The organism is Scytonema sp. UIC 10036, from assembly GCF_009725235.1.
In genome coordinates, this window is record NZ_WJFC01000012.1 from 39,694 (window position 1) to 65,014 (window position 25,321).

The following is a 25,321-nucleotide window of genomic DNA, read 5'->3' on the forward strand; positions in this document are numbered from 1 at the left end:
TCATTTACGGGAAAATTCCTCTTCCCCTACACCCTACCCCCTACCCCTACTCCCATTTTCCTTTAAGTATTAATTATGAAACAAGTTAAGCGATCGCTCTTTTTATTCACCTTACCCCCTGTCACCTTAGGGTTTCTTGCTTCTATCAGCACTGTCAGAGCGCAAATTTCTTCTGATGGCACTCTCTCGACGACTGTCAATACCACTAATGGTATAGATTTCACCATAAATAACGGCGATAGAGCAGGGGGAAACCTGTTTCACAGTTTCAGAGAATTTTCTGTGCTCACAGGTGGCTCGGCTTTCTTCAACAATGCTCCCGACGTGCAAAACATTATCAGCCGAGTCACGGGTGGTTCGATTTCGAGTATTGATGGTTTAATTCGCGCCAATGGCGGTGCTAACTTATTTCTACTCAATCCTGCTGGTATTGTTTTTGGACAGAATGCCCAATTGAACATTGGTGGTTCATTTTTGGCAACCACAGCCAGCAGTTTCCAATTTCCTGATGGTAGAGAGTTTAGCGCTACTGACACACAAGTAGCACCACTGTTAAGCGTAAATATTCCCAATGGCTTGCGATTTCGAGAAAATCCACAACCAATTCAGGTGCAGGGTTTTGGTCAGCAGGCGGGACTTGATGGCACATCTGAAAGTTTTTCTAGCCCAACACTCGAAGTGCCAATAGGAGAGAATTTAGCCTTAGTCGGTGGTAATGTCAGTTTAGAAGGCGGGGTGTTGCAAGCCCCCGGAGGTCTAGTTAAGGTGGGAGGCTTGGCTTCCCCTGGAGTTGTAGAGATACAGAGTGATAGTGTGCGTTTTAACGATTTGCGTTTTCCTACGGGTGTGCAACGTGCTGATGTCTCTCTAACCAATCAAGCAGGTATCAACGTTATTACTGACCGATTTGGTGGTGGAAGTACTAATATTACCGCTCGAAATATAAGTATTTCAGGAACAAGTTTGCTGACCTCTGGCTTTTTTAGTAATTTGGGAACGGTTAACTCTAGAGCTGGGGATATTACGCTTGATGCTACTGGAGAAACCAGAATAGACCAAAGCAGAATTGAGAACAATGTCAACTTTGGAACTACGGCTAATGGTAGTAATATCAATATTAGAACAGGTTCATTTGTTCTAACCAATCAGGCACAGTTGGATGCCTCAAACTTTAGCTTTGGTGGGGCTGGTAATATCTCTGTTGTTGCCGGGAGCGTGCTTATCGATCAGGCAGAATTAAGTTCCAGTATCTTTGGCTCTAGTAAAGCTGGCGACATATCTATCGAAGCTAGTGGCGCTGTGGAGTTAAAAACTGGTTTGTTTTTTAGCAATGTGGCTCCTGGAGCACAAAATGGTCAAGGGGGTAACATTACCATCAAAGCTGGCTCCCTTTCTTTACTTAGTGGTGCACAACTGCAATCCAGTGTTCTTGGTTCTACAGATAACAATTCTTCGACCACTCAAGGAAACAGTGGCAATGTGACGATTGATGTTCTGGGCAATGTGACGATTAGTGGTTTCGACCCACAAAATGAAAACCCCAGTGCCGTTTTTACTAATGTGCAAACGGGAGCTATTGGTGATGCTGGCAATATTAATATTACAGCTAGAACATTCTCCTTAAGAGATAGCGCTGAATTGCAAACCCTTGTTTTCGGCTCTAACCCACAAAGTTCAGATGTTGTACGTGGAAATGCAGGTAGCATATTAATAGATGCTACTGATGGGATCTCCTTTATAAATCAGTCTGCAATACGAACTTCTACTGCGCGATTGGGTAATGCTGGGAGCGTAACGCTACGAGCAGAGAATGGAGATATTTCGTTTACTGGTGTAAATGCGGTTTTCAGTACAGTAGAACGGGGAGGAATTGGTGATGCAGGTAACATCAATGTCCTTGCCAGAAACCTTTTCTTAAGAGATGGCTCTCAACTGCAAACCAGTGTTCTTGGACAAGGAAATGCTGGCAGCATTGGCATTCAAGCTAGTGGAGAGGTCTTGTTTACTGGGTCTACAGATAGAGATGTTTTTTCAGGCAATCCAGGATTTTTCCCTAGTGGTGTCTTAAGCACGGTAGACCAGGGAGGAATCGGCAATGGTGGAAATATTAATATTACAGCCAGAACATTCTCCTTAAGAGATGGCGCTGAATTGCGAACCCTTGTTTTCGGCTCTAACCCACAAAGTTCAGAGATTGTACGTGGAAACGCGGGTAGCATATTAATAAATGCTACTGATGGCATCTCCTTTGTAAATCAGTCTGCAATACAAACTTTAACCCAAAGATTGGGTAATGCTGGAAGTGTGACGCTACAAGCAGAGAATGGAGACGTCTCGCTGACTGGTGGAAGTGTGGTCTTTAGTACGGTAGAACGGGGAGGAATTGGTGATGCGGGTAATATCACTGTCCTTGCCAGAAACCTCTTCTTAAGAGATGGCTCTCAACTGCAAACCAGTGTTCTTGGACAAGGAAATGCCGGCAGCATTGGCATTCAAGCTAGTGGAGAGGTCTTGTTTACCGGGTTCACAAACAGAGATATTTCAGGCAATTCAGGACTCTTCCCCAGTGCCATCTTCAGCACAGTAGGACAGGGAGGCATCGGCAATGGTGGCAATATCAATATTACAGCTAGAAATTTCTCCTTAAGAGATGGCGCTGAATTGCAAACCCTTGTTCTCGGCTCTAACCCACAAAGTTCAGAGGTTGTACGTGGAAATGCAGGTAGCATATTAATAGATGCTACTGATGGAATCTCTTTTATAAATCAGTCTGCAATACGAACTTCCACTGAGCGATTGGGTAATGCTGGGAGCGTAACGCTACGAGCAGAGAATGGAGATATTTCGTTTACTGGTGTAAATGCGGTTTTCAGTACAGTAGAACGGGGAGGAATTGGTGATGCGGGTAATATCACTGTCTTTGCCAGAAACCTCTTCTTAAGAGATGGCTCTCAACTGCAAACCAGTGTTCTTGGACAAGGAAATGCCGGCAGCATTGGCATTCAAGCTAGTGGAGAGGTCTTGTTTACCGGGTTCACAAACAGAGATATTTCAGGCAATTCAGGACTCTTCCCCAGTGCCATCTTCAGCACGGTAGAACAGGGAGGCATCGGCAATGGTGGTGGTATCACCATTCAAGCGGGCTCGCTATCATTGAATGATTCTAGTGGAATCTCCACTGTGACTTCTGGTCGGGGAGCATCAGGAGGTGTATCAGAAGCAGGTGATGTATCAGTACGGGTTAATGATTCGGTTACGCTTGCTAACTCCAGCCAAATCAATAGCTCTGTAGGACAAGGAGGGATAGGGATTGGTGGTGATATCGAAATCAGGGCGCGATCGCTCACCCTCACAGATGGTGCTGCAATCGGTGCTGTTGTTTTCCGAGCAGAAAATGGTCAACCAGGTGGAACCGGAAGAGCGGGAAATGTAACTGTCAATGCTACAGATTTTGTCAATATTTCTGGCATTGGTTCTACAGGATTTTCCAGTGGATTGTTTGCTAGTGCCGAAAGAGGAACAACTCCCACAGAACCGATTGCCGCAGGAAATATTATCCTGACAACAGGAGACTTTCGCTTAGCGGACGCGGCTGTAATTGAAGCATTAACTGACAATTCTGGTCGTGGTGGAGACATCACGATTAACGCCAATACCTTTACCGCGACTGGTGGCGGACAAGTAATTGCAACGAGTCGTAATACCGGTCGTGCTGGAGATATTACCTTGAATGTTGCCGATCGCCTCACCCTTTCCGGTTTTGACCCTAACTTTGAAAGTAATCAAGGAGCTGCCAGTGGGATATTTGCTAACGCCACCGCAGGGGGACAGGGAGGAAACTTGACAATTCAGAACACTAGAGATTTGCCAGTTAGAGAAGTGACAGTTGAGAATGGAGGAACGGTTTCGGTGAGCAGCCCGCAAGGACAAGCAGGAAATTTAGATATTTTTGCGAGAACGATTCGCTTGAACAACGGAAGTCTAATTGCTGAAACCGGAAGATCGAGCGATAATCAACCAGGAGCCAATATTACGCTACGGGGCTTAGAGTTATTGTCGTTGCGAAATGGTAGCCTCATTTCTGCTCAGGCAAACCCAGACACGAATGCCAATGGAGGTAACATTACTATTGATGCAGCCAGGGGTTTTGTAATCGCATTTCCAAGACAAGACAATGACATTATTGCCAATGCTTCAACAGGTTTCGGCGGTGATATTCAAATTACATCTCAAGGTATTTTTGGTTTAGTTCAAACTCGCGCAATTCGTGGAAACGCAAATAATGAAATTGATGCTAGCTCAAATCTCGGTGCTCAGTTCAGTGGTACAGTGCAATTCAACACACCAGAAGTCGATCCCAGCCAAGGGTTAGTTGAATTGTCAGAGAATTTTGTAGACCCCACACAACAGATTGCCCAAAATCCTTGTCAACAGTTTTCTGCTAGTGAATTTATCATCACCGGACGTGGCGGTGTACCAACTAGCCCCAATCAAGTTATAGGCAGTGACAATGTTCGCGTTGATTTGCTTGCGCCTATTGCTAGTACCACGAATTCTGGTAACGCAACGATAAATCAGCTATCCACCAGTCCAACTGCCAAACAGGTTGTACCCGCTCAAGGGTGGGTATTCAACGACAAAGGCGAGATAGTTCTGACAGCTTATGACCCCATTAGTACTGGTACGCAACGCTCTTGGCAAACGCCTGCTAGTTGTGCTGCACCCTGACTTCCTCGTTAGCTTTATCACATCACAGCTTTTGCCGAACAAAGTTTGTCCTTAAATGGTATAGTACAAATAAATACGCCAGATGTCGATCCCAGCCAAGATTTAGTTGAATTGCCAGAGAATGTTGTAGATGCCACACAGCAGCTCGCCCAAAATCCCTGTCAACAGGATCTAGGTAGTAGGTTTTTCATTACCGGGCGTGGACAAATCAGCCCTCAATCAGTTCTACTGTTAAACAGATAGTACCAGCCCAAGGATGGGTATTCAACGATAAAGGCGAGATAGTTCTGACAGCTTACGATCCCACAAGTACTGGCACGCAACGCTCTTGGCAGACACCTGCTAGTTGTGCAGCACGCTGACTTCCTCGTTCCCTTGCTTTGCATGGGAATGTCTTTGAGAAGTGCGTTCCCAGAGTGAGTCGGGGAACGAGTCCAAAAACTTGACGGGAGTAAAGAAATATGAAATCCAGAGACTCTAGACTCAAAAAATTACAAACTTTCTTCAAAAGAATATATAGAAGACGTTCCCTTTTTCTTGCCGCCTTATTATTTATTCTCTCAGCAACCATCTCGCCTGTTGTTGCTAACGTGTCTTCACCAACCCCCATTGTCTCATCTCAGCAAGATGGGGGACAGCTAGCAAACAAGGCTACTGCACTCTACCGCAATGGAAAGTTTGAGGAAGCAGCGACGGTATGGGAACAAACAGCAACTGTTTTTGCTGCCAAAGGAGATGGTTTAAACCAAGCAATGGCGTTGAGCAATCTCTCTTTAACTTATCAACAATTGGGAGCTTGGGATAAAGCAACAAAAGCAGTTGAAGATAGCTTGGGACTTTTAAAAACGCAACCGCAGGAAAATGAAAAACTCAAAATCCAAGCTCAAACTTTGGATGTTCTGGGTTATTTACAACGGGAAAGAGGCCAATCAGCAGATGCTCTAAAAACTTGGCAACAAGCTGCTCAAATATACAGTCAAATTGAGGAAAAGTCAAAATTAGCTCAAAGCAAGATTAACCAAGCTCAAATCATGCAAGATATGGGTCTTTTTCCTCGTGCTTGCAATACTTTGTTAGAAGTTTTAAGTCAAGAAATTGGAGTTCAAAATTGTCAAAAATTCAGTGAATTAAGTCCAGTTCAGGTTACAATGAAACTCCAAAAAATTAGGAATCAAGCCTCTTCTCTACCTGTAGTTGTGGCATTAAGAAGTTTGGGAGAATTGCTGCGGTTTGAGGGTCAGTTAGAAAAGTCTAGAATCATTTTAGAACCGAGTCTAGAATTAGCTCAAAAATTGAACTCTCGCCAAGAGATAGCTGCTACCTATCTGAGTTTAGGCAATACCTTACGAGCTCTCTCTGAAGGAGAAATCATTCTGGACAAAAAACAAAAATATGAAACCAGCGCATTAAATTATTATAACCAAGCGGCGAAGTTGTCCCCATCACCAACCACTCGCCAGCAAGCACAACTCAATCATCTCAGTTTCTTGATACAACTTGACCAATTGCCAGCAGCAGAAGAACTGACGCGATCGCTCTACCCTCAACTAAGTAGCCTCTCCCCCAGCCACACAGGAGTGTACCGCCAAATCAACTTTGCCCAAAGTCTTGTGAAATTGGCTCAGAAAGATAGTTCTATGCTCAAGACTAACACCCAACAACCATCATTCAACGAGATCGATCAAATCTTAGTACGAGCAGCAGAACAAGCTCAAAGTTTGGGAGATAAAAGAGCCGAAGCTTATGCTTTGGGAAATCGGGGCGGAGTGTATGAAGTGTCTGGCTCAATGCAAAATTTGTCCCGATCGGAAGAATTGACAAAACAGGCTTTGCGCTTGGCTTCAACCTTTGAATCTCCAGATATATCCTCGCAGTTTTTCTGGCAGTTGGGAAGGATACGGAGACAAACAGGAGACATTCAAGACGCAATTAGCGCTTATACCCAAGCTTATAATGCCCTACAGTCACTGCGTAACGATTTATTGGCAATCAACCCAGAAATTCAGTTTTCGTTTCGAGACAGTGTTGAACCAGTGTACCGAGAGTTAGTTGCGTTAGATTTGGAATACGCAACTTCTTTAAAACAAGCAGGGAAAAATGAGGAGAGTAAAGAACCGCTCGTTCAAGCGCGGAATGTGATAGAATCACTCCAAGTTGCAGAACTTAACAACTTTTTTAGAGAAGCCTGTGTCACCTCAAATCCCCGACAGGCTGATGAAGTAGACCAAACAGCAGCAGTTATTTACACAATTGTTTTGAAAAATCAATTAAATGTTATTCTCAGCCTACCCACTCAAAACAATCAGCGAACCTTAAGCCTTCATGCAACACCTATTGAGCCAAAAGAGTTTGAAGAAACTGTAGAACAGGTACAACGTTCTTTGAAAACTCCTGTCAGTAATGCAGAAGAGTTTTCGCGCACGTACTATAAACAGTTGTATGATTGGCTGATCGAACCCCTAGAGGCAGAGTTAGCAAGTAGGAATAATATCCGAACTCTGGCTTTTGTGCTAGATGGAAATTTACGAAATATCCCAATGAGTGTGCTATTTGATGGCAAACAATATCTAGTAGAAAAGTATGCTGTTGCTGTCACACCTACTTTACAGCTAGTCGATCCAAAACCAATCACACAGATTAATTTCACAGCTCTCACAGCAGGGCTCAGCAAAATTAATGAAGAATTTCAATCGGAATTTCAACCATTACGCAACGTAGAACTGGAACTGAAAAAAATTCAGGAATTTGGAATCTCAAGTCGGTTGATTCTTAACGAGCAATTTACAAGCAAACAAATCAAACAACAGATTGCTAATGCTCGCGTCCCTTCCATAGTTCATCTAGCGACTCACGGTCAATTTAGCTCTAAAGCTAACGACACCTTTATCCTCGCTTGGGATAGACGTATCGGTGTCAATGATTTAGGTAATATACTTAGGGGTAGCTCTCTTTCCCAAACTAGACCAATTGAATTATTGGTTTTGAGTGCTTGCGAGACAGCTGTTGGAGATAACCGAGCTGCTTTGGGGCTAGCTGGAGTCGCAGTGCGAGCTGGTGCTCGCAGTACACTAGCAACACTGTGGCGAGTTGAAGATCAAAGCACTGGTGATATGATGAGTGAATTTTACGACCAGTTAAACCAAGCTAGGAAGAACAACACCAGTAAAGCAGAAGCACTGCGTCAAGCACAACTGGCCCTTCTCAACCCCAAGAATGTGCGGTACAAGCTATTTAATTTCAAGCATCCCCATTTTTGGGCACCCTTTGTTCTTGTAGGAAATTGGCAGTAAATACCTCTGAGATAGTACACCGTAGCGATGGATTGGGAGGGAACTTGATTTCTTGTTCCCTCCCCTTTACAAGGGGAGGGTTAGGGTGGGGTAAAACTCCCGCCATTCTGTCCTCACAATGCAGGGCAAGCTGTCGGTGTTTGCCAGGAGCGCTGGAAGCCAGTACTGCTTGAGTCAAATGCTGTGAGAACTACCAGACCCTTTTCATTAAAAACCCATCCTCGAGCGGGTTCAATCTGTTTGACTGTTGAACTCATGGATTGCTGATTCTGAATTGTACTCTTAAAACTCCTTGTGTTAGCAACAGGTTTTACCAAATCAATGCGAACATTGTCGCTACTGATGGTTTGATTGGGATTAAGAGGTAATCCGCCTCGTCCGGTGACAATAAATTCACTTCGAGCAACTTGCTGACATGGATTTTGGGCAATCAGCTGTGTGGGGTCTACGACATTCTCTGGTAATTTCACTAACTCCCGATTGGTGTCAACTTCTGGGGTGTTAAGAGTGACAGTGCCACTCAAAGACGGATTTTGTTGGGAAATGGCACTAATATCATTAGTCAGTATTTGTCTTGGATCTAAATCATCGGGACGCAACTTCTCCAACTCTTGACGGCTGCGAGGTACAAACCCAAAAATGCCATTTGAGTTGATAACCACTTGACCACCCTGACCCCTAAAAGCATTAGCGGTGATATCGTTGTTTTCATCGGGTGTGGCGATCGCAAAGCCTCGGTAACCAGGAAGGTTATTGATAAAGATATTGCCGCCGTTACCACCATCAGTCTCCCGTGTGCCTGCAGAAGTAGAAATTTCGCTATTGCGGCGCATGAATAAATAGTCTCTGAAGTTGAGAGTGATGTTACCACCGTCACCTCCCCTGGAGGTAGCTGTGATGACGCCTTGATTGTTAAGGTTGATAGTGCGAGCTGTGATTTCTAGGTTGCCTGCAAGTTTGTTATTTTCGCTACTGACGGTTATTTGACCCCGATCCCTGACAATTAACTTGTCAGTATTAAGTATTAATGTTCCTCCATTGCCCGTACTATCTGCTGTAGCTCTGGCACTGATTGAACTCGTGAATTTACGGTTGGTGGTTTTACCAACAACTTCACCAAACACCTCTATAGAATCTTTGGCAGTGATTCGCAACGTCCCTGCATTGCCATCACCTTCAGTAAATACTGTGACTGTTCCGCCATCTCGAACACGTAATCTATCAGTTTCTATAGTTACAGTTCCGCCAAAATCGCCTTTGGGTGGAGCGGTAGTTTCATCCTCATCTACTTGAAAGCCAGCAAATATACCCCCCTCAAAGAAGTCAGCCTTACCTGGTGTGTCATAAATGTCGATATCAGAAGCGCGAATCAATAAATCGCCTGCATCGCCTTTACCGAAAACAGCGACTTGTACTTTGCCACCATCACCAATACTTAAGCGTGGAGTGTTGACAGTCAGGTCCCCCCCTTTACCTTCTCCTTGGGTATTCACCTGAGAGAACAAACCAGCAGGGTTTCTAATTGGCGGCTTTCCAGGTTCTGGGTTAATGCCAAAGACTTTTCCAGTGATTTCTACTGACTCGGAAGCGTTAACTGTAAGATTACCTGCATCTCCTTTGCCAAAAGTCGAAGCTCCTACTTGAGCATTTCTGATTACTAATTTTTTTGTGTCGATAGTTAAATTTCCGCCAGATCCCGTGGCTTCTCGTTCTACGTTAGCCCGCAAAGAAGGGTTTGTATTGGGTTCTTCTGTACCAAGCACTTCTACTAACTCACTGGCTTTGATAGACAAGTTGCCAGCATTTCCTTCTCCAAAAGTACTGGCACTGATTACAGAACGATTAGTCACAGACAAAGAACCAACATTAATGAACAAATTGCCAGCATTTCCTTTTCCAGAAGTACTGGCACTGATTACAGAACGATTAGTCACAGACAGAGAACCAACATTAATGAACAAATTGCCAGCATTTCCTTCTCCAAAAGTATCCGTGAATACTCCTGCTCCATCTCTGATGCTCAAGAGTCCAGTAGTATTGATAGTAATATCTCCCCCTGCTCCTTTGGCGTAAGTACTGGAATCGATTAAAGAACGATTAGTCACGGACAGAGAACTAACATTAATGAACAAATTGCCAGCATTTCCTTCTCCTTGAGTACCCGTGAACATTCCTGCTCCATCTCTGATGCTCAAGCGTTCAGTGTTGAGAGTAATATCTCCCCCTCGACTGGTGGCTCCTGAGTAGACAAAAGTTACTAAAGCGCTGGGAACTAAACTAAATGGAGAGACCCCAATCAAATCTACTGAATCGGAAGCGTTTACTACCAAACTACCTCCTGGTTCAGACTCTAGAGTACTTGCTTCAATCTGGGAACCATTGGTGAGAGTAATTTGCCTGCCTGTTACGTGTACATCACCGCCACCTTTCCCACTAGCATCAACTGTCGTCTGTTGGGATAGTTGAATATTGCCGAAGTTTTGCACGCCACCATAGTCCAGGGATAAACCTTTATTAATTGGATTGAGGCGAACTAAACCAACTCCAGCAACACTACCCAATTCAATTCGTCCTCCAGCAGTCTTTAAGGTTGCTCCCTCCAAACTGAGATTGCCACCCACTAAAGCTAAGGTTTTATCGGATTCCACCCGCAATGCATCTACAGTATCTATAAGATCATCGTTTAATCTGACTCCCTGACCATTGCCCTGCACCAGAATCTTCTCTGGATTATCCCGAAATCGCAAACCATTAGGAATATTAACACTTAACAGTGGTGGTGCTTGGGGATTAGTAGCACTAAACTCAAAATTATTATCAAATACTAGACTGTTGGCTGTACTTGCTAAAAATGAACCACTCACGTCTAGACGGGCATTCGGTCCAAAGACAATGCCGTTAGGATTGATGAAGAATAGGTTAGCGTTGCCCAATACACCTAACGTCCCCAGAATGTTCGAGGGATTATTCCCTGTGACTCTACTCAGAATGTTCTCAATCCCAGGCGGATTCCTAAAATACGCTCCTCTTGCTTCACCCACATTGAATTGCTGAAAACTGTGGAACAGGTTTGTTCCGCGAACTGCACCTCCATCAATGCGATCGCTCGGAACTCCCTTAATCTCAACATCGGGAGTCACGACGGAACTTTCATTTCCAAGACTGTTATCTGGGGTGATTTGCGCTTTGGCGGTGTTTATAGAAGCAATCCACCCCAAGGTGACTAGGGGTATGGTTGTAAGAAACAGCGATCGCGTACTCTGTTTCATAATCAATTTCAAATTTTTTATTCAAAATTTTTATTTATTTTCTAGTCTTTCTTAAAGAATTCTCATTGAGAGATTTTTTCTCAAAAACGTAAAGTAACTACATCCATCAACACAATTAGCAAATTAATAAACTCCTAAAAGATGTTAAAAAACGTATCAGCGTAAAAATTCAAGAAAATGTATCCGTATTTTTCGTGAAAGGGTATAAGACAGTGCAAGCTACGCTGTCTTCGCAGGGCTTTTAACCCGTTTTAACAGGTTTAAGCTGCCCGTTGGCGTTAGCGTGCGCGAAGAGCGTAGTATTTTAATTTAGGACTCAAATGAGTGAGACTAAAACCCAGGAGGTAAAAGCACCCGATTAACTTCAATAATCACACCATTCTTGGTTTGAGTTGAGGGATGTATTCCAGTCGCATTATTCAGCTTAACTGTGTCGTCCTTAACCGTAATCTTGACCTTTTGACCCTCTAGAGTTGTAATTTCCTTACCGTTGAGATTTTTGTCAGTAATTAGACCTTGAACCACGTGGTATTTCAAAACTTTTACGCGATTTAGCTTTTGGCTGTAGCGTTGATACTCTTCTTTAGATAAAGCCTTAAAAGCTTCATTGGTAGGAGCAAAAATTGTCAATTGACCTTTTTGCTTGAGAGTGTCTAGAAGACCTGCTTGTTTTAATTCATATACCAAATTATCAAATTTGGTATCTTGGGCAAGAGTATCAGCAATGCTCTTCTCAGAGTTACGGTAGGGATAACTGCGAGCCGCATAAGGCTGGAACAGACTATAGGGGGGATAAAATTTTTTAGCAAGTACAGGAAAGCTGATAAGAGTGATAGCGCTAGCAATTCCCACAACACAAGCTAATTTTCTGAACCAATCTTTAGTTTTTAGGGTATTCAGATTTTGAGTAAGCATAAGTATAGATACCTCCACAGATACTATTTGATACTTTCTCAACTTTCGCTTAAGGATAGGACTTACATCTTGACAAAAGTTTTCATATGCGCGTAACCCCTACCCTTTTTTACTAAATGGAAGTTTAGCTCAAAGAGCTTTCCTCATACATTCTTACTGGGGTAAACAAAATTAACTTTTTATGCACTTTTAATTAAGAAGATTTTCCGCCGACTCAAACACACTACTCAACGCAGTGCCACTTGTACACATATGAACCCAAATGTACTGTTATCTGGTTATGGAAAACTCTTTAGGTGAAGTTTCCTTTCAGGTTTTACCCCAACAATAACTACAACCTACTCATTGCTGATTCCGTAAATCTCATCTAACCAAACTTGGCTCTACCTGATTTACTTTAATTGTTGCATACCATATTAGGTATTTCAATATCAATGTTATACCAAAGCATCCTTGTAATAATTCTTTAACAATTTTGTAGCGTCCAACTATTAAACCTTCCGTTTGTTTCGTCATTTTTATACACTTAATTCTTTAATTTTTCAGCAACAGTTTGTCACTCCCCAGGTCAACAAAATTTAATATATTATAGCAAATTTCAACCTAGTGAGGTACAAAAATTACCCCCCTCTGTCCCCCCTTACTAAGGGGGGATGAAAGGGGGGTGTACCTCATTAGACTGAGAAAGGCTATATTATTTCATATCTGACATCTTGCACCTTCTCAATAAAGGGGTGGTAGGCATAGCCCTACCTACGTGTATTTTAAAAATCAAATAGAATTCCTATACCTATTCTCAAGTTACCTGTACTCTATTATAATTAAGTGATTCACATTACATTGTTATTGTTAAATTAAACGCACGTGAATTTGCAGGTTTTATTAAAAATCTATACTTTCTATACTATGTGAATTTCTCACTCAGAGTAAATTTTATCTAACTAATGGCAAGAGGCAGTTTCTTCTCATAATTCATGATTTTTTATTAGGGACTTCCAATTAAACAATCATCCCATCTTAAGGGTCTAATGCCTTGCGCCCCCACACGTTAGTTTTGAATTTGGGATAATTTATTTTTTGGTGTTCCCTTATGTAAGGATTGTTAAATTTATAGTGACTAACAAGGGAAACTATGGTAATTATTCCTAAGTAGAAAAAATAACTCTAATCTTGTTTAAAATACCAGACGCGAGCGTTGCTTGCAAGAGTCAAATTTACGAAGGAGTGAATTATACCATGAGTATGGGCAAAGAGCCCGGTTATTTAAAAATTAATTTCGTTGTTTCATTAATGCTGAAGGCGTTAATAGCTACCTCTTGCACTTGTAAAGTCTCAGCTGAGACTTTACCTCGCGAGCGTATCAATTCCAGAGGTTTACCCCCTTCTGAATTAGAGAGCTTAACTTTTACAGATAACAAGACAGCGTCCGACAACATTATTATTTCTCAGGCTCCCAATCCCCCCGATATCCCCAATCCTTTAACTCCCACACCACCACCACCACAACCTATCCCCGCTCCACAACCCTTACCAGAAACTCCACTTGATACCACTCCACCTACACCTCCTTCCTCAGAATCCAGTCCTGATGTTTCTGAAAGTATCACAGTCAAAAAGTTTGAATTTGAAGGTAACACAGCCTTTAGTGATGAAACCTTAAGCAAGAGGACAGCAGAATATACTAACCGACCAATTACCTTTTCCGAACTGCTGCAAGTTGAGGCTGTCATCACAAAACTTTATGTTGATGCTGGATACATTAACTCTGGTGCTCTGATTACAGCAGGACAAGAATTATCTCCGGAAGGAGCAATTGTTAAAGTTCAAATTGTTGAAGGCGGAGTTGAGGAAATTAAGATTACAGGAACTCGACGGTTAAATCCAAACTACATACGCTCTCGCATCAAACGTAGTACATCTAAACCTTTAAATCGAGATCGCCTGCTCAAAGCACTACAATTACTACAACTTAATCCCTTAATTGAAAGGCTTTCTGCTGAAGTGTCCGCAGGTTCGCGCCCCGAACAGAGTGTAGTGGAAGTGAGGGTTGTTGAAGCAGACTCTTTTAGAACAGAATTATTTGTCGATAATGGTCGTGCTCCTAGTGTGGGTAGTTTTCGCCGAGGTATCCGTATTAGTGAAGGCAATGTTTTTGGTATAGGTGATGGCTTTGCAGCAACATATACAAATACAGATGGAAGTAATGCCCTTGACCTGAGCTACAGTGTACCAGTCAATTCCCGCAACGGCTCTATCAATATAGCAGGCGGATTTACTGATACTACAGTGATTGAACCCCCCTTCGATCGCATTGATATCACGGGTGATTCTTTTTACATAGAAGCAGGGTTTCGCCAACCTATCATCCAAACACCGTCCCAAGAATTGGCGCTGGGCTTATCCTTTTCTCGCCAGCAAAGCCAGACAGAAATTGACGGGGAAGGCTTTCCCATTTCTGCAGGCGCTGACAGGAATGGAGAAACACGTGTATCAGCACTGCGGTTTGTACAGGAATATACACAGCGCAGCCAGCGACAAGTCTTTGCTCTCCGCTCTCAATTTAGTCTTGGTGTAGGGTTATTTGATGCAACTATTAATAACGATCCCCCAGATAGTCGATTTTTCTCTTGGCGGGGACAAGGACAATACATACGACTTTTAGCACCAGACACCCTACTGTTATTTCGCTCCGATCTACAGTTTTCCTCGAAATCCCTAGTCCCTCTAGAGCAAATAGGCTTGGGGGGTTTGCGAAGTGTCCGGGGTTACAGACAGGATGAACTGTTGGTTGATAATGGCTTTTTTGCCTCAGCAGAAGTTAGGTTTCCGATTCTACGCGTACAAGAGGTGAATGGAGTTTTGCAAATCGTCCCATTTGTTGATTTTGGTGTTGGCTGGAACAGTTCTGATACCCGCAGCCTAGATGACAATACTTTAATAAGTGTTGGTTTGGGCTTGCAATGGCAAATGAACGACACGTTAACCGCCCGTATCGATTACGGTATTCCTCTGATTAACGCTGATTTGAGGGATAACGATCGCACTTTACAAGAAAAAGGCTTTTATTTTTCAGTCAATTACAGCCCTTTTTAAGAAATTTCTCACAAATACTTTTGAATTGTGGATTTAATTATGAAACAGATACAGCGATCGCTCTTTTTCTTCTCTTTCCCCTTGTGCTCTATTGCAAGTCTTGTCGCTGTCACCCCTGCAAACGCACAACAAGTTATTCCCGACAACACCTTAGGTAGTGAAAGTTCTATTGTCAATACTAATGTTGATGTGAAAGGCAGTCTTGGCGATCGCATTGACGGTGGAGCGACTCGCGGGACAAGTTTGTTCCATAGCTTTGAGAAATTTAACGTCGATCCCAACGGGAGAATCTACTTTAATCCGCAAAGTGGCATTCAAAATATTTTCAGTCGAGTGACAGGAACAAATCAATCAAATATTCAAGGAACACTGGGTGTGCTGAGTAGTAATGCTAACTTATTCTTCATCAATCCAAATGGCATTGTCTTTGGACTAAATGCGCGTCTAGATGTGGGTGGTTCATTTTTTGCCAGTACTGCTGAGAGCTTATTGTTTGATGGATTCGAGTTTAGCGCCACCAATCCTCAAGCACTACCACCAACGTTAAATATTAATATTCCTATTGGCTTGCGTTTTCGAGATAATCCCAGCTCAATTGAGGTGCGGGGTTCCGGTCAGAATTTGGGACAAAAGAATGGTGCAGAGGCAAGTTTCAAGAACACCGATCTTAACAACGTGCCGCCAGGACAGACCGATCTAGCTTTACTCCAAGTGCCAGCAGGAAAGACTTTAGCTTTTGTGGGGGGAAATGTCACTTTAGATGGTGGCGTTTTGCAAGCTCCCGGCGGTCAAGTTCAGTTGGGAGGTTTGGCAAAACAGGGAACAGTAGAGCTAAAGGACAACACTTTAATCTTTCCTGAAGGAGTGCAACGAGCTGATGTAACCTTAACGAATCAAGCAGGAATCAATGTCATGGTTAATGACAACCGGAGTGGTGGAAGTATTACGATTAATGGACAAAACATTAGAATTTCAACTGGCAGCTTACTAACAGCTGGCATCGCCAAAGACTTGCAAACGGATAACGCTACAGCTGGAGATATTAGACTCAATGCGATTGAGTCTGTCTCGGTCACGGATAATTCAAAAATAGATAACCGTACTTATGGACAGGGGAATGCAGGCAATGTCATTATCAATGCTGGTGAGAACGTCTTATTTAATAGAAGTAGAGCCGCAAGCCCTGCAGATTCAACGGATGCCATAGGCAATAGTGGAGACATTCGCATTACTACCAAAACGCTCACACTTACCAATAATACAAACTTTTATACTGCTAGCGTGGCACAGGGGAATGCAGGCAACATTATCCTAAATGCGAGTAACCGCATCCAGATCGATTCAGGAAGTCAAGTCAATAGCAGTGCAGCTGGCAACAGTCCGGTCAAGGGCAAGGGCGGAAATATTGAAATTACAACAACCCCCGGTGTTTTTTCCCTTACCAATGGCAGTCAGCTTTTCGCTGATACAAATGGAAAAGGGAATGCTGGTAATGTAATTATCAATGCCAATGAGGTCAACTTGGTCGGCCCAGATAGTTTTATTTTTAACAGGGTACTAGCAAACGCTGAGGGAAAGGGTGGTGAAATTCGTATTAATACCAACTCGTTTGTAGCAAAAAATGGCGCTACACTCTTTGCCGCTATCTTCGGAAAAGGGGATGGTGCCAATGTCATTATTGATGCGAAAGAGCGAGTGACCTTTGATGGCAGCGTAGGATTTAATGCCATTTTTAGCCCAGTGCAAGGTGGTGCTGAGGGAAATGGCGGAGCAATCCGCATTAATACCAAATTGTTGGAACTCACTAATGGGGCTACATTCAATACCAGTGTAGATCAAAATGGTCGGGGCAAGGGCGGAAATATTGAAATTACAGCCGGAGTGCTTTCTCTTATCAATAGGGGTCAGCTGTTGGCTGATACATCTGGAACAGGGAATGCTGGTGATGTCATTATCAAAGCCGAGCGGGTCGAGTTAGTTGGTGCAAATAGTGGTATTTATGATAGAGTACAAAAAGGCGCTGTGGCAAACGGTGGCGAAATCCGCATTAATACTAACTCGTTAGTAGCAAAAGATGGTGCAGCACTGTTTGCAGATATCAACGGAAAGGGGAATGGGGCTAATGTCATTATTGATGCCCAAGAACAAGTGATTTTTGATGGCAGGGTAGGAGATAATAGTAGTGGCGTTCTGAGCGTAGTGCAAGGTGGTGCCGAGGGAAATAGCGGAGCAATCAGCATTAAGACCAAATTGCTTGAACTCACCAATAGAGCTACATTAAATGCGAGTCTAGCTAAAAACGGTCAGGGCAAGGGAGGAAATATAGAAATTGAAACCGGAGTGTTTTCCCTTACCAATGGCGGTCAGCTGTTAACTGATACAGGTGGAAGAGGGAATGCTGGTGATGTAACTATCAAAGCCGAGCAAGTAGAGTTTGTTGGTGTAAACACTGGTATTTTTAATAGGGTACAAAAAGACGCTGTAGGAAATGGTGGTAAAGTCCGCATTGATACCAACTCTCTCGCAATGAGAAAGGGTGCTCAAGTGTTTGCAGATATAAGTGGAGAAGGGGCTGGTGCCAGTGTCTTTATTGATGCCAAAGAGCGAGCAACCTTTGACGGTAGAGAGCCAGTGCTCGTTGATGGCAAACCAGACTTCAGTAGTAGTGGCGTTCTGAGCGTAGTCCAAGCAAGTGCTGTGGGAAATGGCGGAGAAATCCGCGTTAATACCAAATTGCTTGAACTCACTAATGGGGCTGCATTGAATACCTCTTCTAGTGGAAATGGATCTGCAGGCGACATCAATATTAATGCTAGCGATCGCATTTTTATCCAAAATACTCAAGATTTTTCTGAAAATAACACGACTGGTATTTTCAGCTTAACAGGAGGAAATAACATATCAAACAACCCACCAGAGATTCAGATTAAAACTCGCGAGCTTTCCCTAGTTGGTAACGCTCAAATAAATGCTAGTACAACGGGGCAGAATTTAGCAGGTAATGTGATTATAGATACTGAATCCCTTTCTCTAAGTCGTGGAGCACAAATCCTTGCCGGAGTCAAAAAGGACGCACAAGGAACTGCTGGCAGTATTACAATTACATCCAAAACATTAACTGTTGAGAACCAAGGTAGTAGAATAGTTGTCAGCAGTCAAGGAGCGGGAAAAGCGGGGGATATTACAATTACAACAAATAGTTTGACGCTCAGCGATAGAGCGTTCATTTCAGCAGAAACACAAAGCACAGAAGGTGGTAATATCAGACTAAATGTGCGAGATGTTTTGCGGTTGCGTCAACGTAGTGGGATTTCTACAAGCGCAGAAGGGACACAATCTGGTGGAAGTGGTGGTAACATTAATATCGACGTCCCTCTCATTGTTGCTTTTCCCGAAAATAATGACATTACTGCCAATGCTGTTAGTGGCAGAGGTGGGAATGTCAGAATTACGGTAAAAGGTTTGTTTGGAATCGCCCCCCTGAGTCGAACAGAGCTGGCGCAACGCTTGAATAAGACAGAATCCGATATCCTCAACCCAGCTGAGCTACCAACGAGTGACATCACTGCAATTTCTCAACAACAGCCAAGGTTAGACGGTAGAGTACAACTGAACACGCCAGATATTGACCCCAATCGAGGATTAGTAGAATTGCCAGAGGACGTCACAGATCCGACACAACAAGTGGCTCAAAATCCCTGTCAACGAGGAGTCGGTAGTACTTTTGTGGTCACTGGACGCAGTGGTTTACCGCCAAGCCCAACTCAATCTCTCAGCAGTCACAATGCACGTGTTGGTTTGCTCGAACCAGTTGCTAGTACCGCAACCTCTGCAACTCCAAGTCAGTTAACTTCACCCTCTACCACTTCAATTGTTCAACAGCTAATACCAGCCCAAGGATGGGTACGAAATGAAAAAGGTAAGGTCGTACTTACAGCTTATGACCATACTAGCACTGGTTCGCAACGTTCTTTACGAACAGCTACTAGCTGTGTTGCGCGTTGAGTTTAGACGTGGCTTTCTCAATCCAAAATCTAAAATCTAAAATCCAAAATGGTATTACGTCATTTCTTCACCAGAATATACAGAAGGCGCTCTCTTTTCCTCGCAGCCTTATTATTTACCCTCTCAACAATTTCACCTGTTATTGCCAAAGTTTCTTCACCCATCTCTATTGTCCAATCTCAGCAAGATGCCAAACAGCTTACCAAAAAAGCGAGTGAATTATACCGCCATGGCAAGTTTGAGGAATCCGCAATGATGTGGGAACAAATAGCAAATATTTTTGCGGCTCAAAAAGATAGCTTAAACCAAGCAATGGCGTTGAGTAATCTTTCTTTGATTTATCAACAATTGGGTCAATGGAGTAAAGCTGAAAAAATACTTCAAGACAGCTTAGCTATCCTAAAAAATCAACCACAAAGCCAGGAAAAATTTAAAATTTATGCCCAAACTTTGGATATTCAAGGAAACTTACAAAGCGAAGTAGGACAATCGGCAGATGCGTTGAAATCTTGGCAAGAAGCTACGAAAGTATACAGCACAATAGATGAGCCAGAAAAGTTAGCTCAAAGCCAAATTAATCAGGCTCAAGCAATGCAGGATATGGGGCTTTATAGCCGTTCTTGCAATACTTTACTACAAGTATTAAGTCAAGAAATTGAGATTCAAAATTGTCAAAAACTAAGAGAACTCACTCAAGTAGAATTAGCGAAAAAGCTGGAAAAAGTCAGCAATAATCAATATCCCATACACATACTAGTGGGATTGAGAAGCCTTGGTGAACTGTTGCGATTACAAGGTCAGCCAGAGTTAGCGGAAACTACTTTAATGTCAAGTATAAATTTGGCACAAAAACTGAATTCTCCTTTGGAAGAGGCTGCTGTGTATCTTAGTTTAGGCAATAGTTTAAGAGATATAGCAAAAGGCAAAACAGCTCGCGGCGAAGTACAGGATTATGAACAAAAAGCACTCTCCTACTATAATAAGGTAGTCGCTTTATCTCCACCGCTTATCACACGACAGCAAGCACAACTCAATCAACTGAATTTATTGTTGAAATTTGAGGAATTTCCACAAGCAGAACAATTATGGCGATCGCTCGAGCCTCAGATAACGAGCTTACCTCCCAGTCGTGCAGGTGTCTACCTTCAAATCAACTTTGCTCATAACTTTGTTGAGCTAGCACAAAAAGATTTCTTCACAAAAGCTAATTTCCAACTTCCAACTTTAAACAAAGTCAATGGAGTCTTATCAAGAGCATCTGAACAAGCCAGAAGTTTGGGAGACAAAAGAGCCGAAGCTTATGCATTAGGTTATCGTGGCAATTTGTATATGGCTAACCCAATACAAAATTTGCTTCAAGCTGAAGAATTGACAAAGCAAGCTCTGCGTATTAGTTCAACTTTTGATTCTCCAGACATATCTTACCAGTTTTTCTGGCAGTTAGGACAGATACGCAGACAAAAAGGAGATATTAAAGATGCGATCGCAGCTTATACTAAAGCTTATGACGCTCTGCAATCATTACGTAACGATCTGGTTGCACTCAATCCAGAAGTCCAATTTTCTTTTCAAAACACTGTAGAACCAGTCTATCGTGAGTTAGTCGAGTTAGACTTAGAATACGCAAAATCTTTAAAAGATGTGGGGAAAAATCGGGAAAGTCAAGAATTTTTAGTTCAAGCCCGTAACGTCATAGAATCATTACAACTGGCTGAACTCAACAACTTTTTTAGAGAAGCTTGTGTAGAGGAAAAGCCCAAACAAATTGATAGCATAGATCGGACAGCAGCAGTTGTTTATACAATTGTGTTAAAAAACAGATTAGAGGTTATTCTTAGCTTACCCAATCGAGAACAATCAACTCTCAGCTTTCATACACAGCAGTTTAAGCCGGGTGAATTTGAGGACACTGTAGACAAGGTACAACGTTCTCTCACAGATCCCAATAGTATCGAATCAGATTGGCGAATATACTACAAAAAGTTGTATGACTGGCTGATTCAACCTATAGAGACGGAATTGAAAAACTCTAAAGTCACAACTTTAGCTTTTGTATTGGATGCAGAGTTGCGAAACCTCCCGATGAGTATCCTTTATGATGGCGAGCAGTATCTGGTACAAAAGTATGCGATCGCCCTAACGCCCGGTTTACAACTCGTCGATCCAAAACCAATTACAAAAGTTAATTTAAAAGTCTTCACCGCCGGACTCAGCAAAATCCGAGAGGACTTCGAGCCACATAGAGACTTTAAGCCATTAAACTATGTGGAACGCGAACTAGAACAAATCAAGAAAATTGGCCTCTCAGACCGATTGATTCTCAACGAGAAATTCACTAGCACACAAATCAAAAAAGAAATTTTTGCTTCTCGTGTTCCTCCCCTAGTTCATTTAGCCACTCATGGTGAGTTTAGCTCTAAAGCGAGCGAGACATTTATTCTTGCTTGGGATGAACGTATCAGTGTTAAACGCTTAGGTGACTTATTGCGAGACGATCGGTTATATCAGAGTAAACCTATCGAGTTATTAGTTCTTAGTGCTTGTGCAACAGCAAGTGGAGACAAACGGGCTGCTTTAGGACTAGCAGGAGTCGCAGTACGCTCTGGCGCTCGCAGTACCATAGCAACATTGTGGCCTGTTGTAGATGAAACCACAACACAGATTATGGGTGAATTTTACAGCCAGTTAGAACAAGCTAAGAAGATAAATTTCAGTAAAGCTCAAGCCCTGAGAAAAGCACAATTAGCTTTTATTGAGAAATACGAAAAGTACAGGCATCCTCACTTTTGGGCACCTTTTGTTCTAGTTGGAAACTGGCAATGAGCAATTGTGAGACAACAACGATAAATTGGCAAAATTGTGACTCGATCGTTGTCAGTGCTGATTGTCCCAAATTGAAGCTCCGCCTCAAGTTTTTGACTGTGGGAGGCGGAGCCACAGGAACGAGCAGAAACCGGGTTTTTGCTCCGGGCGATCTGAACAGACTTTGCTTAAAATCCAGGTGGAAGAAGCACTCGATCGATTTCAACAATGACACCATTCTGTGCTTCGAGCGACGGTGGTTTACCAGTAGCATTATTTAGCTTGATCGTACCGTTTGCCTCATCGACAGTTACTTTGACCTTGTGACCTTCTAACAAAGTTTGTATTTCCTTACCATGTAAGTTTTCATCAGAGATTACCCCTGAAACTAAATGATATTTCAGCACTTTCAGTCGATTTTCTGGCTTGTTGTACCGCTGATACACATCTCTAGGTAGAGCCTTAAAAGCTTCATTGGTTGGAGCTAGAACTGTGAAACGACCATTCTTAAGGGTTTTAAGAAGTTGAGCTTTGTTCAATTCATAGACAAGATCGGTAAATTTCCCTTCTTGACTCAGGGTATCAGCAATGTTTTTTTGAGAGTTACGGTAGGGATAGTTACGATAAGCAGAAGGTTGGAAAAGAGCCGATGGAGGATAAAATTTAGCCAAGACAGGAACACAGATGGTGGTACTGATACCAGCAATTGCGATCGCGAAGGTAAACTTCTTCAACCAATTTTTAGGAATTGGGGTCTTTGAATTTTGAGGAAGCATAAAGCGAGCACCTTTGATGTAAACGAATAAATACTTTTTCAACTTATAGTTAAGATGAAAACTTTTGCCTTTACAAAATTTTGATTCTGTGCATTATAATCCCCTTTATTGACGGGGAGTTGTTCCCACTATATATATATCAATTAAAAACTCATGAATTACGCATCTTTAAAAAACTTTTGAAAGCTATAGCAGTCCTCGGTGAGTTCGACGAAGCACTCATCAGACTTCACCCCGAACCCCACGTTGTCTCGGTTAAAAGTATCAGTACGCCTGTTCCCTGTTAAGCGTTCCTCGTTCTCTTTTTTTAAGAATTATTTCAACTTCTGTAATTGTTCGCGGGGAAAACCTAATTCAACTGCTTTGTCATAAGACTCGCGAGCTTCTTGAGTTCTCATTAAAATCTCTAAGACATAACCTCGATTAGCCCAAATATACGGGTTCTTTGGTTCTAGCTCTTTGGCTCTGTTAAAAGCATCTAGCGCATCACTGTATCGTTGTAGCTCTAGTAGTGCTAGTCCTTTGCTTTGCCAAGCAGGGGAAAAATCATTTCTCAAGTCAATGACTCTGTTAAAAGAGTCTAATGCTCCTTGATGATCTTTAAAGGATTGCGCCAGTACAATTCCTCGATTATACCAAACTTGATAATCTTGCGGACGGAGCTTGCTGGCTCGTTCGAAAGCAGAAAGGGCTTCTTCACGTTTTTCTGCACCCATAGAAAAAAGTACGTTGCCCATACCAAGTAAAGCTTCATAAAAATTTGGATCGATTTCCAGTGCTTTTTGATAAGAAGCCAATGCATCTTTAGGGCGATTTAACTTTAGTAAAACAGTCCCTTGGTCAGTCCAAGCAATTAAATTTTGTGGTTTTCTTTTAAGCAAAAGGTTGTAAGATGCTAACGCTTCTATATAATGTTCTCTGGCAACTTGTGGTCCCTGTACCTGTTCTGTAGCCAAACCTACTTCGTACCAAATTTTCGGATCGTCAGGTCTAATTTGCCTGAGTTGATTGAAGGAATCCGATGCTTCCTTATACTTTTGCATCCCCATATAAGCTAAGCCTTTACCACTCCAAGATTCAGCATCTTTAGAGTCAATTTCCAGGGCTTTTTCGTGCATATCTAAGGCTTCTTTATACCTACGTAATTTGTAGAGAACCTTACCTTTATTATTTAGGACTTTTACATTCTTGGGTTGTAAAGACAGGGCTTTATCATACGATCCCAAGGCTCCTGAATCACGTCCTAAGCTTAAAAGAACATCACCTCGACCTTTCCAACCTTCAACAGAATCAGGTTTCATTGCGATAAGGTTTTCAAAGTGTTCTAGAGCAGCTTCTGGTTGACGCATATCCAGTAACTGATTACCTCGATACGCGTAATAAAAGGGTCGGATAAACGGATTAATTAATTCTAAAGTGACTGCAATAACCCCTGCCACTGCTAGTAAGATGGGAATATACCAAAGTTTTAAAAAAAACTCTGAAGTTCCTTGTCGAGTTCTAGTGTTGTTTTGAGTAAAAAATGCTAATGGGGAAGTTGAGAATTGGATTGGTGGTGTATTTCCATTCAGAGAATGACGGCTTTGTCTTAGCGCGATCGCATTCAAATTGTCTAGAACTTCAACGACAGACTGGTAACGACGTTCCGGGCTGATGTATACCATTTGTGTCAAAATAGTAGCTAAGGAATCATTGCTATCAATTCCTTCAGGAAATATCACTTTGTCGTTTTGTCTATCCCGCCTTAGATTCTTCGGCTCTATGCCAGTTAACAGATGAATCGCTGTCATACCCAAGCCGTAAATATCGCTATTTAAACCCGGTCTTCCCTCCAACTGTTCTGCAGGAGCATATCCCGGCGTCCCAATCATAGTATGAGGTGGTAACTGCTGGTTGTAAGATGGACGAAATGAGCCTGTTGGGTACAGTTGTTTAACTGCACCAAAGTCAATCAAGACAAACTTTTGATCGACATCTCTTCTCATGATATTGGAAGGCTTAATATCGCGATGTATTATGTTGATTTGATGAAGATGTTTTAAGATTGATAAGATTTCGTATAAACAATTAATAACTTCCTCTCTAGACCATCGCCGATCCATAAGCTTATCCAAGGATTTGCCCTGGATATACTCTTGAACTATGTAGTAATTGTGACATTCTTCAAAATAGTTAAGATACTTTGGGATCTGTTGACTTTGCTGTAAATAGTTAAGAATATGGGCTTCTCTTTGAAATAATCTCTTTGCTGCTTCAACATCAGCAATTTGAGGATTTAGTTTTTTGACAACGCAAGGAGGGTCGGATGATAAAGTATCTCTAGCCAAATATGTTACACCAAAACCTCCTCGTGCCAATTCTTTGATAATTTCGTAGCGTCCACCCAGTAATTCTTCGGTCATATGACTTAGTCTTTAAATATGTAAGTATAGTTCTTAATTAA

10 protein-coding genes are annotated in these 25,321 nt (G+C 42.4%); 6 read left to right on the forward strand and 4 right to left on the reverse strand.

All coding sequences use genetic code 11. The features are described from left to right. Positions 1-75 precede the first annotated feature (75 nt). The 3 genes from F7734_RS08050 to F7734_RS08060 all read left to right on the forward strand — a co-directional run bounded on the left by F7734_RS08050 (position 76) and on the right by F7734_RS08060 (position 8,018). Positions 76-4,728, forward strand: a complete 4,653-nt coding sequence (locus F7734_RS08050; RefSeq protein WP_155744178.1) for a filamentous hemagglutinin N-terminal domain-containing protein — start codon at positions 76-78, stop codon at positions 4,726-4,728. 45 nt (positions 4,729-4,773) lie between these two features. Further along, positions 4,774-4,971 (forward strand): S-layer family protein, encoded by a 198-nt coding sequence (locus F7734_RS08055; protein WP_155744179.1) that lies wholly within the window; start codon positions 4,774-4,776, stop codon positions 4,969-4,971. A gap of 218 nt (positions 4,972-5,189) precedes the next feature. After that, positions 5,190-8,018, forward strand: a complete 2,829-nt coding sequence (locus F7734_RS08060; RefSeq protein WP_155744180.1) for a CHAT domain-containing protein — start codon at positions 5,190-5,192, stop codon at positions 8,016-8,018. A 113-nt stretch (positions 8,019-8,131) separates the two neighbouring features. On the opposite strand, the gene F7734_RS08065 is transcribed toward F7734_RS08060, so the two are convergent. Both F7734_RS08065 and F7734_RS08070 read right to left on the reverse strand, forming a co-directional pair. Next, positions 8,132-11,287, reverse strand: coding sequence for an S-layer family protein (locus tag F7734_RS08065; protein WP_155744181.1), 3,156 nt, complete (start codon positions 11,285-11,287; stop codon positions 8,132-8,134). A gap of 330 nt (positions 11,288-11,617) precedes the next feature. Continuing rightward, complete coding sequence (locus tag F7734_RS08070; protein ID WP_155744182.1) at positions 11,618-12,202, reverse strand: fasciclin domain-containing protein; 585 nt, start codon at positions 12,200-12,202, stop codon at positions 11,618-11,620. A 1,236-nt stretch (positions 12,203-13,438) separates the two neighbouring features. Here F7734_RS08070 and F7734_RS08075 point away from each other — a divergent pair. The 3 genes from F7734_RS08075 to F7734_RS08085 are packed head-to-tail and all read left to right on the forward strand — an operon-like array spanning position 13,439 to position 22,123. Beyond that, a complete protein-coding gene (locus F7734_RS08075; RefSeq protein WP_155744183.1) occupies positions 13,439-15,295 on the forward strand; it encodes a ShlB/FhaC/HecB family hemolysin secretion/activation protein in 1,857 nt (618 codons plus the stop codon). A gap of 39 nt (positions 15,296-15,334) precedes the next feature. Continuing rightward, positions 15,335-19,300 (forward strand): filamentous hemagglutinin N-terminal domain-containing protein, encoded by a 3,966-nt coding sequence (locus F7734_RS08080; protein WP_155744184.1) that lies wholly within the window; start codon positions 15,335-15,337, stop codon positions 19,298-19,300. A gap of 48 nt (positions 19,301-19,348) precedes the next feature. Further along, on the forward strand, positions 19,349-22,123 hold the full coding sequence (locus tag F7734_RS08085) for a CHAT domain-containing protein (RefSeq protein ID WP_155744185.1): 2,775 nt from the start codon (positions 19,349-19,351) through the stop codon (positions 22,121-22,123). Positions 22,124-22,290: 167 nt separating this feature from the next. On the opposite strand, the gene F7734_RS08090 is transcribed toward F7734_RS08085, so the two are convergent. After that, entirely contained in the window at positions 22,291-22,878 is a 588-nt protein-coding gene (locus tag F7734_RS08090; RefSeq protein ID WP_155744186.1) for a fasciclin domain-containing protein, read from the reverse strand. Between the two features lie 314 nt (positions 22,879-23,192). Then, positions 23,193-25,280: a serine/threonine-protein kinase gene (locus tag F7734_RS08095; RefSeq protein WP_155744187.1), complete on the reverse strand. Its 2,088-nt coding sequence runs from the start codon at positions 25,278-25,280 to the stop codon at positions 23,193-23,195. Between the last annotated feature and the right edge of the window lie 41 nt (positions 25,281-25,321).